Consider the following 16921-nt stretch of genomic DNA (forward strand, 5'->3'; position numbering starts at 1 on the left):
GCCATAAAAAAGTGAGCTACCTTCTGGTCCTCTGGCCGGCGGTGCCCTTCCGCAGGGAAGGAAGGGTAACGGGTGCGCCCTGCGCCCCATCGATACTCGGCGACACAAAGCCGGACCTATATCGTTCCATCCATCAACATAGGGCACCTTCCTTAAAAAAAGACCCGGCATGTGCCGGGCTCTTTTTTATACCCCCGAATAGGCCATGAACCCCCCATCCACAGGAATCACCGCACCGGTTACAAAACCAGAAGCCCCCTCGTCGCAGAGCCAGAGGGCTGCCCCGATGAGGTCTTCCGGCTTACCAAGGCGTCCCATTGGGGTATGGGTAATGATCTTGCCGGTTCGGGTTGTGGGGCTGCCATCGGGATTCCACAGGAGGTGTTTGTTTTGTTCGGTGGAGAAAAATCCGGGGGCAATGGCGTTTACCCGGATTCCCGCGGGGGCAAAATGAACGGCGAGCCATTGCGTCAGGTTATTGATAGCCGCCTTGGCGGCGCAGTAGGCGAGGCCTTTGGTCATTGGGGCAAAGGCCCCCATGGAGGAAATATTGATAATAGAACAGCCGGCCCTTCCGATCATGTCCCGGGCGAAGACCTGGGTAGGAATAAAGGTACCCATGAAATTAAGCTTGTACACCGCCTCAATCCCTTCGGGATCGAGGGAGAAAAAACTCCCCGCTGCGGCACTGCCATCCTTTTCTAGGTCGCCGGCTTCCCAGGTTTCTCGGGCCGTACTTCCCCGGGGGTCGTTCCCACCCGCCCCATTTATAAGGATATCGCAGGGCCCAAAGGCGTCTATCACTTTTTTTCGGGCCTCTTCACAGTGGGCTTTGGAAAGGACATCACAGGCGATAGGCAGGGCTTGCCCTCCCTGTGCCCGTATCCGATTGGCCACGGCCTCGGCCTTTTCAAAGGTACGGTTTAACAGAGCCACTTGAGCCCCTTCCCGGGCAAGGCCCTCTGCAATGGCGCCGCAGAGGACTCCACCCCCGCCGGTAATCACGATAACCTTGCTAGTAAGTCGTTTCATAGGTACTCCTCGCTGTGTTATGTACTATGTGGGTTTATAGCTCCTGTTTGGGTGCTTGGATGGGGCCGTTCTTTTTCATTGATTTGAAAATCCTTACAAAGCCCCTTCTTGCAGGTGTATCCTTTCTCCTCCTTATCCAGCGCTTATAAAGCTTGACACCAGAGGGTCGGTGGTAAGGGGTTTTGTCTTAAAATAATCGGGAAAGGCCTGCATCAACTCTTTTTCCTGAATCACTATCCGGGTAAAGTGATCGTGTACAAGGGAATAGAGCCGGGAAGAATCCTTTTCTTTGATGGTGCTGTAAATCTGGCGATGCTGTTCAAGAACGGAAGCCCGGATATCCTTATACCACATGGTCATGATACGTACCCGTCGGTAGTGGCCTGAGTTTTTCTGTATCAGGTCCCAGCACATCTGTTTGTTCATGGCGTGGAAAATGCTGCGATGGAATTCATCGTCCCATTCAAGAAAGGTAAGGGCATCCGCATCCTGCAGGGCCGCTTCCTGGTGGAGCAGGGCCTTTTCAAGGTCCGGCAACATGAATTGGAGGGGAGATTCAAGGCACAGTTCGATAACCTTTTCTTCCAGGGTGGAGCGGATGAACTTTTCTTCTTCTACCCGATCGAGATCTATCTTGGAAACACTGGTCCCCACCTGGGGTACCACGTCGATAAGGCCTTCCCGTTCAAGCCTGATCAGGGCTTCTCGAACGGGGGTCCGGCTTACGTGGAGTTTCTCGGTGATCTCCCGGACGTTTAATAGTTCTCCCGGTCGTAAGTGAAGGTTTACAATGTTTTTTCGGAGGGTGTAGTATACATTCTCACTGATAGTAAGTCCGTTTGTTTTAGCAGCCCCTTTTATATCCATACAAAGCCCCCATATCTTAAGAGCGATACAGACCTCAACTCTGCCGGATGCACCGGTTCTTGTATTATACCTTATACTGATATATTAGGGCTAGCTGGTATTCTAATATATATCTATGGGGCTCCTAAAAAACACGGGTGCAGAGAATCCAGAGAATAAAGTCTGAGAGATAAAGTCCCAACCAACTTCTTAGGAGGGGAAGGTCTTTCTTTTGTTTTCCCGATTTTTTTGTGGCGGCATTTTCCTATGGAAATGTTCCCCGTTGTGTAATCTTATCCTCTGGCATATACTTTATTACCATGCGAAATAAACTGACCGGTGAGCTCGCCGTATGTGGTTTAAATGCGGTACGGGCCTTGGCAGAGGTACACCCGGAACGGATACATCGTTTTTTCTTTCGGGAAGATCGGGCCCAGCTTTTTGGCAAAACCTGTAAATACCTAGCTTCTCATCATCGACCCTATAAGATCTGTGATGATGAAGAACTGGAACGGCTTTGCAAAAGTCCCCGGCATCAAGGGATTGTGGCCATGATTCGGGAACCGGAAATTCCTGAGCTTTCTTCTGAGGAAGTCCGTCGGTGGGTAAGGGAAGGAGGTATAGGCATCCTCCTCGATGATGTAGGAAATGATAATAATCTTGGCGCTATCATTCGTTCGGCCGCCTTTTTTGGTCTCCGATCGGTGATTCTCTCCCGCCATGATAAGGAAGCTCGACTTACCACCAGTGCCTATCGGGTTGCCGAAGGGGGTATGGAATACGTATCGCTCTGGAAGGTTGCTTCCCTGGCCCGTTGCATTAACCAGTATGGGAAAGAAATTCTCTTTGTAGGAGCGGATCATCGCTCGCCGATTCAGATCCGAGAGGGAATGAAGGTGTTACAGGATCGCTACCCCGACCGATTTTGTGAAAAAGGCCATCTACCGGCTATTGCTATTGTAGTAGGAAATGAAGAGCGAGGGCTTTCTCAGGAAGTACGGTCATCCTGTGCGCTTCTGGTACGGATCCCCGGAACAGGGGCTATCGAAAGCCTGAATGTGGCCCAGGCGGCGACTATTTGCATGCATGAGTTGGTCTCCTATGGTATGTGAACCTATCCTTGCTTTTTTCCTTGGTCCCCGGGAACTGGGGCCCCCCTCTCCTCATCGTATTCGGGATGAAAATTTTGTGGCCCTCCTGCTCATTGTGTTGCCCCTCATGGTACTCTCTGCTCTTCTGGAGGGGCTATTTCATCCCAATGCATTTGTCGTTATTAATACTGCCCTTTCTCTGGATACGATTCTTACCCTCTGGCTGATAAGAAAGAGAAAAGGCGGAGCGCCGGTAATTTTCCTGTTTGGGGCGCTTCTTTTTATGAGTGGCTATTACCTTTTCCTTTTTTTTACCGATCCCATGGTGGCGGTCCAGTTAGTTCCCTTTTCAGCCCTTGTCTATATGGGGATTATTTTGTTAGATGGGGTATATTCTCCCTGGAACCTGACTGCTCCCATAATCTATGGATTGATTCTTCTGTTTGATAGCCTTGCCTGGTTCTTCTATCCCCGGCGGAATGAGATTTTTTTCGTTAACCTCTGGCTTGCTATCGGGATACTTCATACTCTTGGTTTTTTTATCAATCTGTTTATCCGTTCGTATTATCGTCGGCTTGAACAACTGGCCCTGGCTCGAAAACGGATGAATCAACGGCTCGAAGAACTCCTCAAAGAGGTGCGAGAATCGGGGATACAACGGCTTGCGAGTTTTTCCCACGACATTCGTTCTCCCCTGACAAGTATCATGGCGGTGCAGGCCATGTTGGCTGCGACGGACCTTACGGAAGAACAGAAGCGCTATGTAGATATTTTGGGGCGTTCCAATAAATTGTTGCTGGATCTGGTAGAATCGGTATTAGACCCTGAGACTCCCCGTAATGGATTAAGGAGCACTTCTTTGCATGATACGGTAGAAGAACTCCTGGCCCCGCAGCGTAGTCTTATGGCCCTTCGAAATATCCAGCTTGTTAATCGGGTACCCAAAAAGGTTCGGTTCCCTCGCCTGGAACGGAACGACCTTGTAAGAATTCTTTCCAACCTGATCGATAACGGTCTAAAATACACACAGGCGGGAGAGCTTTGTGTTGGAGCGGAGGAATACAAGGCTAAAGATGGTGAGAGAATCCGTTTGTGGGTGGAAGATTCGGGGCCGGGTTTTTTACCAGAAATTATTCAGGCCATTATGGAGGATAGGACCCTTCCAGATAGTCGTTTTAGTACCTCCCATGCTTTAGGATTACGGGATGTACGAGCCCTTGTTGCTCAGTACAAAGGAACGATGCGCATAGAAAATCGTCCAGAGGGAGGAGCCCGGATTCTTCTAGAGATACCGCTCTAAAACAATAAAGAAGGGCCCCGGGGATCTCTCCTGAGATCGGGGGCCCTTCTTTTCTCAGCCTAGATGAGGCTTATCACTGCTTACCAGCCGCGGCCGCCCCGCTTACCTTGCATTCCGAAACCACTACCCATCATGCCCCGTGCAAAAGGACGATTGGAAAGGTCATAGTCTTTGTTTCCCACCGTGAGTTTGGTAACCATAAAGTGATAGTATTCGGGGGCGGCGGGGAACTGGACAGCATATCCTTCGAGTTTTACCGAGGCCCCTTCTTTAAGGCCATCGATGAACCCCACCAGTTGATTGATTCCCCGGACGTAGTAGGTTTTACCGCCGCTCTGAACGGCGATCATCCCGTTTACGAGGGCAAGCTTACCCTCTATCTTGGTAATTTGCAGATTCTGGGTTGCTACGGCAGCGCCGGGACCTACGGGGCCAGGACCAAAGGCCTGGGCGGAAAGGGCTCCTGCGGTGAGGAGGCCAATCATAAGAATACCAACTATGCGTTTCATGGTATTACTCCTTCTCATAAGGTGCTTTCTTTAGAAAGCGGTCCGATCAACGATCGGCTTCATCTATGTATATGCAGAAAGCGTGCCAATCATTGGTAGAAGAACTGGATAAAAATAAAAAATAAATAACGGCACCGTTGTTTTTATATTTATTTGTATTGATATGAATTGCATTTTTCATGAAGAGGGGCGTCGTAAGGAAGTACCACCCCTCTTTTTTTCTTTCAGAACGGCACTCTTGTATGGTTTTAAAAAAGAGAAAATCTTACTCTTTTATCCCAGCGGAACGGGAAAAAAATTCCCATTCTGTTCGGTGGAAAAGACCATCCTTTCTCAGCGGGGAATCCTTATTTTGAGTGAAGGGCTCTCATTTTTTGTTGTAAATAATAGACCCCCTCGTTTTTAATGGGGGGCCCAGAAACCTTTTGACCGTTTTTCTTTTTTAGGATCCTATTGTAGGTTGCCAGCTATTTTTTTACCCCCAACGCCTGGGAGAGGGTTTCACTGTTCACCATCAAAATAGGTTGATGGGTGGCTTCCAGGGTATCCCGCCACAGGCTCCCTTCTGGATCCACATGACGGCGCTTGGAGATAGCCATTTGCATGGGAAGGTGGACAAATTCGTTGTTGACAAGGCCAATTAAAACCTTTGTTTTCCCAGCCATGGCTGCGTGCACCGCTGCATTCCCGAGCCGTTCACAATAAATAGAGTCGATAGGCTCCGCCGGCGAAGCCCGAATGATATAACTGGGATCGATGTACTTCAGATTAATTTCAATTCCCTTTTTATCAAAATATTCCTGGATCTTATCCCGCAGGTAGACTCCGACATCCACGAATTTTAGGTTCCCCGAGGCGTCGGTTTTTGTCTCTTTTAAAAGCTGATCCTGAAGTGCCCCCTCGGCGACGACGATTACCGCATGGTTTCGGCGTTCAAGCCGTTTTTCAAGATGGGCAAAGAACCCATTGGGCCCTTCAAGGTCAAAGGGAACTTCCGGTATCAATACGAAGTTTACTTCATGACTGGCCAACGCCGTGTGGGCCGCAATAAAGCCCGATTCCCGGCCCATCACTTTGACAAGGCCAATCCCGTTGATCTGGGAATGAGCCTCCATATGGGCCGCCGTAACCGCTTCCACCGCCTTTTTCACGGCCGTATCAAACCCAAAGGATTTATCAATATACGAAAAATCATTGTCTACGGTTTTGGGAATTCCTACGACGGCGATTTTTAACCCCCGACGGGTTATTTCGTTGGCGATATCCAGGGCCCCCCGTTGGGTACCATCGCCACCGATGGTAAAGAGGATATTGATGTTAAGCCGTTCCAGAGAATCTACAATATCGCTTACCTGTTTGCCCCCGCCCCGGGCAGTCCCCAGGATGGTCCCCCCGATTTTATGAATGTCATCCACAATATCAGGGTCCAGGGGCTTTACGTCAAAATTGTATTCCGGTAATAAGCCCTTATAGCCATAGCGGATCCCCGAGATACGATGGACCCCATATCGATACCAGAGACTTCGGACAATAGCCCGAATAACGTCATTGAGCCCCGGACAAAGGCCCCCGCAGGTGGCGATTGCGGCATGGACATGTTTGGGAGAAAAATAGATCTTCTCTCGGGGGCCGGCTTTTTCAAACACCTGTTTTCGGTCAATCGGTGGCTGTTCTCCTAATCGGGCTTCGGGAGAAAGCAGCACATATTCATTATCAGACACATAGTTGGCAATAAAGTCCCCCGCGACCTTTGAAAGATTGATGGGGGACTCTATGGTTCGTTTGCCTAGTTCTTCGATGGTAAAATCGTAGGTATCACTCATGGCTGGCTCCTTTAGGAAGATTCCCTAGGGTAGAAAAGATGCCCCCTGCCGGCGCACCTTTTCTTTTCTCTACTATAATTGAAAAGACCTTCTTGTTTCAATTTGAAAAGAGAGAAATAGGACGGGCCTACAGAATTTTCTTGGTAAAAAAGGGTCTTCCTCCGGAATTCTTTACCCCGAGGGAAAGGCCCCTTGTTCTTTCTTGCTATTATGAGTATTTTGGTAGTGTACCAATATGGTGGTTATTGCTCCTGTCCTTTGACAGGATGAGATGAGGAGTAGTGTTGATGTTAGAAGAAAAGGTTAAGGCCGCTCTGGAAGATGTGCGTCCCTCCTTACAGGCCGAGGGTGGTGATGTGCAACTGGTTTCGGTAACCGACGATGGGGTAGTTTCCCTTAAGTTAACCGGTGCCTGTGGATCATGCCCCTATTCCCAGATGACCCTTCGGATGGGAATCGAAAAATACCTGAAAAAGGTGGTACCGGAAGTTACCTCGGTAGTGGGTGTATAAGGTTCTTCTTTTTTCCCTTTGAAGCACCAGGAAAAAACAAGCGACAACCGTATTTTTCTTCCCGTTTCTAAAGAAGATCTTGCCCAGCGAGGGTGGGATACCTGTGACTTTATCTTTGTTTCAGGCGATGCCTACGTAGATCATCCTTCGTTTGCGGCGGCGTTGATTGGCCGGGTCCTTGAAGCCGCCGGCTTTCGGGTAGGGGTTATTCCCCAGCCCCGCTGGGAAGACCCTGCCTCATATCTTGTCCTGGGGCTCCCCCGTCTGGCCTTCCTGGTGGGGGCAGGAAACCTGGATTCCATGGTAGCCCACTACACGGCAAATAAAAAGCCCCGCAGCCAGGATGTCTATTCGCCAGGGGGAAAGGTGGGGTTTCGGCCTGACCGGGCAACCCTGGTATACGTGGAAGGTCTTCGTCGTGCCTGCAAACTGGTAGGAGAACAGCGGCCCATCATTATCGGCGGTATCGAGGCAAGCCTGCGTCGCTTTGCCCACTACGACTACTGGTCCGATAAGGTGCGTCGCTCTATCCTCCTGGACTCTAAGGCGGACCTCCTGGTGTATGGTATGGGAGAGCGGCCTATTCTGGAAATAGCCCGGCGCCTTGCCCAGGGAGAACCCATTGAAACTATCCGGGATGTGCGGAGTACCTGTGTCTGGGGGTCCGGAGTTCCCCAGGTGGATCCTCAGAAGGTGATAGAGCTCCCTTCCTTTGAAGAAATACGGGAGCCCACGGCGGAGGCAAAACGGCGTTTTGCCGAACACTTTATGCTCCAGAAGCGGAACCAGGACCCTCTGTCGGGTAAAATTTTGATAGAAAAAAGTGATACCCGTTATGTTCTGCAGAATCCGCCGGCCCTTCCTCTGGATACGGCCGAACTGGATCGAATATACGAACTTCCCTTTACCCGCGAGGCCCACCCGATGTATGCCTCCATGGGCGGGGTCCCCGCCTTACAGGAAGTGGCCTTTTCGCTTGTTTCAAGCCGGGGCTGTTTTGGGGGCTGTTCATTCTGCGCTATTACCTTTCATCAGGGACGGATAATACAACATCGAAGTAAGGACAGCCTCCTTCGAGAAGCCCGGGGCTTGGTGCAGCATCCTGAATTTAAGGGGTACATCCATGATGTAGGGGGGCCGACGGCAAACTTTTTTAGTCTTCCCTGTGAGGTACAGAAAAGAGGGGGTGTTTGTACCCATCGAGATTGCTTATACCCAGCCCCCTGTCCTAATCTCCGGGCCACTCACCGGGAGTACCGGGAAGTTCTGCAAGCCCTGCGTAGCCTTCCGGGGATTAAAAAGGTGTTTGTCCGTTCAGGACTTCGTTTTGATTATCTTTTGCTGGATACCACCGAAGGTTCTGCTTTTCTCAAAGAGCTCTGTGCCCACCATGTATCGGGCCAGCTTAAGGTGGCGCCGGAGCATATTACCCCCCGGGTTCTTGATGCGATGGGAAAAACAGGCAGCCAGGTATACGAAGAATTTCGAAAGCTTTTTGCCAGGGCTAATCAGGAACTGGGAAAAAAACAGTACCTGATCCCCTATTTTATTGCGAGCCATCCTGGTTCGACCCTGGAAGATGCCCTGGAATTAGCCCTGTACCTTAAGAAGACCGGTTTTGTGCCCGACCAGGTTCAGGATTTTTATCCCACCCCTGGTTCTCTTGCAACGGTGATGTATTATACGGGACTGGACCCCCGAACCATGAAGGCCATCCCTGTTCCCCGGGGCGAACGGGAACGGCGGCTCCAACGGGCCCTCTTACAGTTTAACAAAAAAGAAAATCATCCCCTGGTCAGGGATGCCCTGAGACAACTGGGGAAGCTTTACCTCAGCCGTACCCTCGGGCTTAGAGAGTCCAGAGAGTAGGGGCTTTGCTGGCTGAGGTTCTTTTACCGGATGTTTTATTCGGATGGGTCTGCGGGCTTTTCTGTTATTAAAAACCAGCGCCGGACGTTGCCCCGGCCCATAGAGTCAATTCGGCCCTGTTTCTTAAGGCGCTGGAGGATCCGCTTCAAAGAGGTTTCATCCACATCAGTCAGGACTTCCTGAAGGGTAGTAAAACTGACCCCTGAAACGGCAGACCCTACAGGGCTGGAATTGGTAGTAGCCGTTACGGCTTCATTGTCCCGGAGGGCTGTAAGAATTCGCTGTTCCAGGCGGAGTTCGGCGACGTAAGGAACCACCGGTTCAGCAGTAAGCTCTGTTTCCTGGCTCGCCCGTTCCTCAAGGGATTTGCGGTATACCGCTCGGAAAAAGCCATAGGTCCAGAGGTTTGCTTCTTTTCTGGTGCGAGCAAAAATGATGGGGAGATGGGGATGCATGGCCTGGAGCTCCGATAAGACCCGGTAGCAATGGGCAGGTTTATAGGAATGTTCTAATCGCTCCGGGTTAAGAAAATCACCATAATCAGCCTCGATGACGAGAGCCGCATGGGGGAGGGTTTCTAATTCCCGCAGGACCTGGTGAAGCATGGCAATACGGGAAAAATCGGTAAGCAGATTTTGGAAGGTTTTTCGTTCTACCACCGCAAGGATTGTATCTTCATGGATGAGCGCATAATCTCCTGCGGGGAGCTTTCGTTTTTCAATCTGGGCCTTGGGAAATTTCCAGGGATACTTTTCTGCCGTATCAACAACGACCGTAAAGGATGTCTTAACAGGACGAAGGGATAGCCGCGAACGGGACCGATGTTCTCGTTGAGCCGTCTGGGTTTTAAAAAAGATCTGTTCATAACTACCGGGACGATTTTTATAGGCCTTTTGTAAAATAAGGAATTCACAGCGTTTTTTAAGAGGCCGGTCCAGGGTGATGCGGAGACTCTTTCCAAAACGATCAAAGGAGATAACCGGTATACGCTCTACCGTTTCGAATAGATCCCGTTCATCCGGTGGTGTCCCATCCCGAATGCAGAAAACATTCCCCTTTTGGCCTGGCCAGGCATCCTGGGCCCGTACTGCAAAAAGGGTTCTGCCCTCCTGTTCAATGGCGATCCGTATGGGAAAACGGGGATTTCCTGTTTTCTGAACAATCCACACAAGGCCCATACGGCTATTGTTACGGAGATGAGGTGGTTTGACAAGGGTCTATTCTTTAAAATAGTGTTCTTTAAAATAGGTTGCCCGATACCGTAAAAAAAAGAGACGGTGGAAACTTCCACCGTCCCTGGTCCAGTATTGGCTTGCCCGGCCACAAATCCGGGAGTCTGCTGGCCACAGGACGGGCCTGCACCCATCCTGATTTGCATAAACTATCGTAATGTGTTGTACATTTGTCAATCCCTTTATATTGAACTTGTTTGATTAGCTGAGAAGGTATCGTTCAGAAAGGTTTGTAGAAAAGGTTGCCATCCGTTATGTGTAATAGGGGTGAGGCCGGAATCTATTTGTTGCTCAATGGAGGAACCGGATTTAGTCGGTATATTCTTCAAAATACAGGTACTGAGTTTCGTCTGGTATTGTTTCGTCCAAAGGAGTATCAAATTTCAGTAATTTGTAGTAATGCTTTTCCAGGGCCTTGTCGGTAAAGTTTTCCCGGAGTATTTCCAGAATTACCTCACACTCTGCATCGGCGCAGACAAGTATTTTGCTTGAATAAAATAGTTCTCCAAATTCTTTGTACGAAGCAATCATGTGTTTCCATGCGTCTTTTAAATACTGATCTTCTTCCCCGTTGTGTAACTGGAATACGCGAAGGATACCTTGCCAGGTTATATGTTCAAATTGTTCAATCCGACAAAGTACAAAAGGAGGAGTGACAATAAAGTAATCCTCCGTAGAGAAGACGATGTTTTTCCACTCCCAACTGCCATGAGCTTTCTGAAAACTAAAATCCCAGGCTTCATAACCCGCAAAGTCTGGTAGTGTACTCAGTTCCCAATGAGGACCGATACTTCCTTTTTTACTGTCCCGTTTATTATAGACAGGGAAGCCTGTCTTATCAGAAATAGATGTGATAAGGCTTTCTTTTGTTATGATACCATATTGATTGTCTAAAATAACGCAAGGTTCTATTCCCATATAAACCTAAGAAAGTACTAGCGGGAACCTCGATAATGGTGGTGTTAGCAAAGGCTCCCCAAACGAACAAACCCGGGCTGTTTGTTTGCCTCTGCTTAACTTTTCAGCCAGAATAGCCTTCTTGTCAAGGGCTCTCGTAGGGACCTGGGGAGTCAGACGTAATTATTTCTTAGTCCAGCTAATAGAGCCATATTCTTTTTCCTCTGTAATAAAATTAGGGGTTTCTCCAACAGAATCTCTGAATACTTTAAAATCTTCAAGGGCAATTTTAGCTATACCCCTTTCTCCTACGGTTACTATAAACACCTCATATTTTGTTTTTGCTTTATTAGTACTATAAAACATCAACCCATCGGTCTTTGTCATACACTTTCTCATAAAACATTTCTACTTTAAGTTTTTTCCTATTGATAGTCAATTTTTCCGGACTCAATGAAAGGGCTCGACTTAGATCAATCGTAGGTGCAGGATCAGGTTCGTATTCAAACTGATTAAAGCCAAATCCCTCTGCATATATTCCTACACAGACTAAAAAATTTACGATCAATATACTAATCCATTTATTCATAGAATTCCTTCTGGATATTGTGTTACATATATGAGTAAAGAAATGTTTTTCTGCTCGAAAGGCCCCCACAGCGGAACCACATGCAAACCCTATCCGCTTGTGCGGACTGTGACGGTTTCAATCCACGCCCCCCGAGAGGGGAGCGACACCTCCGGTGCCCCGCCCCAAACATCATCGCTGTGTTTCAATCCACGCCCCCCGAGAGGGGAGCGACAGGTGGATTCTGAGCCTGGCTTTGAAGCTAAGGCGTTTCAATCCACGCCCCCCGAGAGGGGAGCGACACCTCCTAACGCTTAGATTTGAGCACGTTCATCAGTTTCAATCCACGCCCCCCGCGAGGGGAGCGACGGTAGGTCTTTTTCGCTGCCTCGATACTTCGTTAAGTTTCAATCCACGCCCCCCGCGAGGGGAGCGACATAAAGCTTATGGAGCAGGAGTATGGATATAAAGTTTCAATCCACGCCCCCCGCGAGGGGAGCGACTCTAGGCATATTTGCCGTTGCCGGCATGTAAGTAGTTTCAATCCACGCCCCCCGCGAGGGGAGCGACAGCCTGCACGTCAGCATTAGCCTTCTTTATAGACATCGTTTCAATCCACGCCCCCCGCGAGGGGAGCGACTAGGTCTCTTATACGAGATCTCCCGGACGAGGATGTTTCAATCCACGCCCCCCGCGAGGGGAGCGACACCTAACAATATCGTATGATAATGAGGACGACCAGTTTCAATCCACGCCCCCCGCGAGGGGAGCGACGATGCGATTGCTGGGGCCTCGCTTGCTTAATACTCGTTTCAATCCACGCCCCCCGCGAGGGGAGCGACGTACAGGAGGTCCATGACAGGGGTTTTCAGTTCGGGTTTCAATCCACGCCCCCCGCGAGGGGAGCGACGGCAATGACTGGGGATGTATCGGAGGATACTCCCGTTTCAATCCACGCCCCCCGCGAGGGGAGCGACGATGCGATTGCTGGGGCCTCGCTTGCTTAATACTCGTTTCAATCCACGCCCCCCGCGAGGGGAGCGACTTCGACTCGCAAGTTTAGGCTATGTAAGCCTAGATGTTTCAATCCACGCCCCCCGCGAGGGGAGCGACAGGGCGCCCCGGAAATTTGGAGTTGCTGTATAGGTTTCAATCCACGCCCCCCGCGAGGGGAGCGACACTGGGTTTTAGAAAATACGGTACAAGAGACCGTAGTTTCAATCCACGCCCCCCGCGAGGGGAGCGACTGTAGCAGGTACTTTGTACCACTCCTAGAGTGATAGTTTCAATCCACGCCCCCCGCGAGGGGAGCGACATGTTCTCGAAAAAATTGTTCGACGATTATAGACTGTTTCAATCCACGCCCCCCGCGAGGGGAGCGACACATTCAATTTTTGCTATATAGCAAAAACTGTATGTTTCAATCCACGCCCCCCGCGAGGGGAGCGACCGTCCAGCGCATACGTGATATCAATGGTAATTGGGGTTTCAATCCACGCCCCCCGCGAGGGGAGCGACATGAAGGGCTTTGTGTGGCGATTATCGATTGCAATGTTTCAATCCACGCCCCCCGCGAGGGGAGCGACTCGACGACATCGGGCAAGCGTACATATTCAGCCTGTTTCAATCCACGCCCCCCGCGAGGGGAGCGACAGGAGCTACAACGGTAACGTACGGGCCTTGGAAGAGTTTCAATCCACGCCCCCCGCGAGGGGAGCGACATAATATTATTATCTTGTCAATACATTTTACAAAGTTTCAATCCACGCCCCCCGCGAGGGGAGCGACTAGTCATAATTCCCTCCTTATCCGGTATACCGGACAGTTTCAATCCACGCCCCCCGCGAGGGGAGCGACCCGGTTCCATTTAACCGGCAGGCAATCAGCATGGATGTTTCAATCCACGCCCCCCGCGAGGGGAGCGACAATAGTATTGTGGCTATATTTTTGGTGTTAATAGTTTCAATCCACGCCCCCCGCGAGGGGAGCGACGTCCTCTCATAATTATCTCTCCTCAATTATCTATGTTTCAATCCACGCCCCCCGCGAGGGGAGCGACATTCCCTCCTTATCCGGTATACCGGATAATCCTGTTTCAATCCACGCCCCCCGCGAGGGGAGCGACTATATTAAGTAGATAAGGGGTACTTCATTGCGATGTTTCAATCCACGCCCCCCGCGAGGGGAGCGACAGGATTATCCGGTACTTAGTACCGGATACAGGGGGTTTCAATCCACGCCCCCCGCGAGGGGAGCGACCGGGCTGGTATGGTAATGGCGGTTCTCAGGATAAGTTTCAATCCACGCCCCCCGCGAGGGGAGCGACGCTGGGAATATGGCAAACGAGATAGACCGACTTATGTTTCAATCCACGCCCCCCGCGAGGGGAGCGACTTGGGCGGAGGCCCTAGAAAAATATTATGGAGGGCAGTTTCAATCCACGCCCCCCGCGAGGGGAGCGACAACCGGTCCGATGTATAGGCGGTAAGCCCTTACAGTTTCAATCCACGCCCCCCGCGAGGGGAGCGACATGGAGCCATTCGAGGAATTTAAAAAAGTTATACGGGTTTCAATCCACGCCCCCCGCGAGGGGAGCGACGTGGACGAAGTATCCGTAATACAGACTCAGAGGAGTTTCAATCCACGCCCCCCGCGAGGGGAGCGACGGTACAAAATCGAACGGTCCTACTTACTTTTGGAGTTTCAATCCACGCCCCCCGCGAGGGGAGCGACTACAAGATTGTAATGGCGTGTTATTATAATGATGTGTTTCAATCCACGCCCCCCGCGAGGGGAGCGACATGAAATCAAAATTATAAATTCGCTCCCAGACAAGGTTTCAATCCACGCCCCCCGCGAGGGGAGCGACATTTTTTCTTCCATCCAGTATTTACCGGTATGCTGGTTTCAATCCACGCCCCCCGCGAGGGGAGCGACCCAAACTGACACTCTTTTTTATGTGATTTCTTTTTGTTTCAATCCACGCCCCCCGCGAGGGGAGCGACCTTCTGCCTCTATATATACACATTTTTTCTCATCAGTTTCAATCCACGCCCCCCGCGAGGGGAGCGACCGCAAAATACAGTGTATTTTATACACTTATACTACTATATGTGCAACTATATCTCATGTATATCTGTTTATTTTTCCATTATCTCCAATTTTTAATGTAAAAAATAATCTTTATTTGTGCGAAACTGCTGGCCTTTCTCTGTTCACTCCTGGTTCGCAAATATTCCTTCCCTATAGTTTCAAAGAACAATAAAGTTAAAGAGGATTAGAATAGAAGAGGTCCTTCTATATCAAAATTATGGTTAACACCTATATGTTCAACTTTATATTTCCAGTTTTCTCCCATATAATAATAACGAATACTGTCAGTTTGTTTATTGATGATTTTCTCAAGTTGGTATTGTATCTTCCGGAGGATAATCCCATCAATTACGCATTCAAAAACGGAATGTTGTACCCGTTGTCCGTAATTTTGACATACCTTTGCAACTTGTCGTAATCTTTTTTTACCTTCTGGGGTTTCTGTGTTTACATCGTAAGTAATTAAAACCATCATAAATTATTCCTCTCTCTAATTCCATAGAAAGGGAGGATATCCATCTATATCTCCCCGAATATATTTTGACAATAACATTGCCTGCGCATAAGGAAGAAGTCCATAAGGAATTTCTTCATTTAAGTAGGGATGCCTTAGAATCTCTTTCTTCTTATCTTGCCAGCTTTTAATAACTATTGATCGTGTATCATCGTCCATTATAATGCCTCCACTTTCTTTCTTAATAAAGCCTTTACTATCTATTTGTTTCCTATTTATTAGTGAGAGAACAAGTCTATCTACAAGAACAGGACGAAGTTCTTCCATGAGATCTAATGCTAGAGATGCTCTTCCAGGTCTATCTTGATGATAAAAACCTACATAAGGATCAAGTCCCACCGTTTCTAAAGCGGATCCTGCTTCGTGAGCTAGGAGAGTATATAAAAATGATAAAAGCGCATTTACGTTATCCATAGGTGGTCGTCGTGATCGTTCGTTAAAAACAAATGTTTCTTTTTGTTGAAGTATAAGCTCATTAAAAACACCAAAATACGTTTTTGCAGCGCTACCTTCAAATGCAAGAAGTTCTGATAAAGAAGTGCAATCAGGTATCATTCTAATAATGTTTTTTAAAAAAATAGAAGCATTCCCTAATTTCTTTGTGTTTACTACTAATTCATGATCACGTAGAGCTCTTTCTATAACTTTTCTACAATTTGCAATCTTTCCAATTAAAAACGATTTAGCTATAGGTACACAGTCTTTCTCAGATTCTGAGATGAAATATTGTTTTTTTCTTTGTAACACGTTTCCATGGACAGGACCGATTATGCGGGCCTGAAATCTTCCATGGGGTGTTAAAAAACAAAGGCCTATATTTCTATCAACACAAGCTTTCATTAAAGCAGGGCTTACACCAAGGTAATTAAAACATACAATGTTTTCTATGTTATGTAGCGGAACCTTTGTAGAAACCCCCTCTTCTTTTTTTATGACTATTGTTTCTCCTTCAAGAGAAACAAACACGTCAGGACTGGTGATGTAAATTGTGTTAAGAAGTTTCTTCATTATAAGTTCTCCAAATAATTTTGGATATAAAAATAAACAGATTCTTTTTTGTTCATGATTTCTGGTTGGCAAATCTCATGTAAAGAACAAGAACGACAAGATTTTGACGGTTTTACTTTTGGTATGTATTTGCGTGAAAAATATTCATGCATTTCTTGAGAAATTTGATAGACTAAATCCCTTAACTTAGTGGAAAAAATGACAGTTTCTCGATGACGTGTAAGTCCGTAATAAATATACCCTGTAGATATTTCTGTCGAAAGCATGTTTTCAAGGCAAATCGCTTGTGCACAGAGCTGGATTTCATCAACAGGTTCATGCTTGGGTTTTCCTCGCTTATACTCTACAGGATAAGGCTGATAATTATTTTGTTTTTGAGGTAAATATACACCTTTTGAATCTTTTACAAATTCAATAAGATCACAAATTCCGATAAGACCTAGTTGGTACGATACGATAGGTACAGAGCGGCTGATAAAAACGTCTCCTCGGCTTTCTAAAACATAAGGATCATCTACTTTTTCATGCAATAGACGCCCTTCATAAGTTAAAATATTTTCATGCCATTGATTTTCTATGTGAATAAGGGCCCACTGTCTTCTGCAAAGTATCCGCTGCCATGAGCGC

General features: G+C 48.3%; 16 protein-coding genes and 1 CRISPR repeat array. Of the genes, 5 read left to right on the top strand and 11 right to left on the bottom strand.

Annotated elements, in window-relative coordinates:
• Positions 1-186: 186 nt before the first annotated feature.
• Together C5O22_RS03330 and C5O22_RS03335 are read right to left on the bottom strand one after the other, a co-directional pair.
• Positions 187-1032 (bottom strand): SDR family oxidoreductase, encoded by an 846-nt coding sequence (locus C5O22_RS03330; RefSeq protein ID WP_132779783.1) that lies wholly within the window; start codon positions 1030-1032, stop codon positions 187-189.
• Positions 1033-1164: 132 nt separating this feature from the next.
• Complete coding sequence (locus C5O22_RS03335) at positions 1165-1899, bottom strand: GntR family transcriptional regulator (RefSeq protein WP_132779784.1); 735 nt, start codon at positions 1897-1899, stop codon at positions 1165-1167.
• Between the two features lie 299 nt (positions 1900-2198).
• On the opposite strand from C5O22_RS03335, the gene C5O22_RS03340 reads away from it, so the two are divergent.
• The gene (locus C5O22_RS03340) at positions 2199-2990 is read left to right on the top strand and encodes a TrmH family RNA methyltransferase (RefSeq protein WP_132779785.1); all 792 of its coding nucleotides are present in this window, start codon (positions 2199-2201) and stop codon (positions 2988-2990) included.
• On the top strand, positions 2980-4269 hold the full coding sequence (locus tag C5O22_RS03345; protein ID WP_165910386.1) for a sensor histidine kinase: 1290 nt from the start codon (positions 2980-2982) through the stop codon (positions 4267-4269). Before C5O22_RS03340 ends, C5O22_RS03345 begins: the two co-directional genes overlap by 11 nt.
• Positions 4270-4349: 80 nt before the next feature.
• Here C5O22_RS03345 and C5O22_RS03350 read toward each other — a convergent pair whose 3' ends face one another.
• On the bottom strand, positions 4350-4778 hold the full coding sequence (locus tag C5O22_RS03350) for a hypothetical protein (protein ID WP_132779787.1): 429 nt from the start codon (positions 4776-4778) through the stop codon (positions 4350-4352).
• Positions 4779-4941: 163 nt separating this feature from the next.
• Between C5O22_RS03350 and C5O22_RS03355 the strand changes: the two genes are divergently transcribed.
• Entirely contained in the window at positions 4942-5184 is a 243-nt protein-coding gene (locus C5O22_RS03355) for a hypothetical protein (RefSeq protein WP_132779788.1), read from the top strand.
• Between the two features lie 61 nt (positions 5185-5245).
• Here the strand turns inward: C5O22_RS03355 and C5O22_RS03360 are convergent, their stop codons facing one another.
• The gene (locus C5O22_RS03360) at positions 5246-6601 is read right to left on the bottom strand and encodes an ATP-dependent 6-phosphofructokinase (RefSeq protein WP_132779789.1); all 1356 of its coding nucleotides are present in this window, start codon (positions 6599-6601) and stop codon (positions 5246-5248) included.
• Positions 6602-6888: 287 nt separating this feature from the next.
• Between C5O22_RS03360 and C5O22_RS03365 the strand changes: the two genes are divergently transcribed.
• On the top strand, positions 6889-7113 hold the full coding sequence (locus C5O22_RS03365) for a NifU family protein (RefSeq protein ID WP_132779790.1): 225 nt from the start codon (positions 6889-6891) through the stop codon (positions 7111-7113).
• 18 nt (positions 7114-7131) lie between these two features.
• Positions 7132-8982 carry a YgiQ family radical SAM protein gene (locus tag C5O22_RS03370; protein ID WP_243692856.1) on the top strand — a complete coding sequence of 617 codons (1851 nt, stop codon included), beginning with the start codon at positions 7132-7134 and terminating at the stop codon, positions 8980-8982.
• Between the two features lie 35 nt (positions 8983-9017).
• Here C5O22_RS03370 and C5O22_RS03375 read toward each other — a convergent pair whose 3' ends face one another.
• The 7 genes from C5O22_RS03375 to cas4 all read right to left on the bottom strand — a co-directional run.
• Entirely contained in the window at positions 9018-10160 is a 1143-nt protein-coding gene (locus C5O22_RS03375) for an ERCC4 domain-containing protein (protein WP_132779791.1), read from the bottom strand.
• A 363-nt stretch (positions 10161-10523) separates the two neighbouring features.
• Positions 10524-11132, bottom strand: a complete 609-nt coding sequence (locus C5O22_RS03380) for a hypothetical protein (RefSeq protein ID WP_132779792.1) — start codon at positions 11130-11132, stop codon at positions 10524-10526.
• A gap of 162 nt (positions 11133-11294) precedes the next feature.
• The gene (locus C5O22_RS03385) at positions 11295-11498 is read right to left on the bottom strand and encodes a hypothetical protein (RefSeq protein WP_132779793.1); all 204 of its coding nucleotides are present in this window, start codon (positions 11496-11498) and stop codon (positions 11295-11297) included.
• Positions 11467-11700 (bottom strand): hypothetical protein, encoded by a 234-nt coding sequence (locus C5O22_RS03390; RefSeq protein WP_132779794.1) that lies wholly within the window; start codon positions 11698-11700, stop codon positions 11467-11469. The genes C5O22_RS03385 and C5O22_RS03390 overlap by 32 nt, the downstream gene beginning before the upstream one ends.
• Before the next feature lie 114 nt (positions 11701-11814).
• Positions 11815-14752: a CRISPR direct-repeat array (repeat unit 33 nt; unit sequence GTTTCAATCCACGCCCCCCGCGAGGGGAGCGAC).
• A gap of 204 nt (positions 14753-14956) precedes the next feature.
• On the bottom strand, positions 14957-15247 hold the full coding sequence (gene cas2, locus C5O22_RS03395) for a CRISPR-associated endonuclease Cas2 (protein WP_132779795.1): 291 nt from the start codon (positions 15245-15247) through the stop codon (positions 14957-14959).
• A 15-nt stretch (positions 15248-15262) separates the two neighbouring features.
• A complete protein-coding gene (gene cas1c / locus C5O22_RS03400; protein ID WP_132779796.1) occupies positions 15263-16294 on the bottom strand; it encodes a type I-C CRISPR-associated endonuclease Cas1c in 1032 nt (343 codons plus the stop codon).
• A partial coding sequence (cas4, locus tag C5O22_RS03405) for a CRISPR-associated protein Cas4 (RefSeq protein WP_347812556.1) occupies positions 16294-16921 on the bottom strand: 628 nt, incomplete at its 5' end. The genes cas1c and cas4, both read right to left, overlap by 1 nt.

Source organism: Treponema sp. J25, assembly GCF_004343725.1.
Taxonomy (GTDB): Bacteria; Spirochaetota; Spirochaetia; order Treponematales; family Breznakiellaceae; genus J25.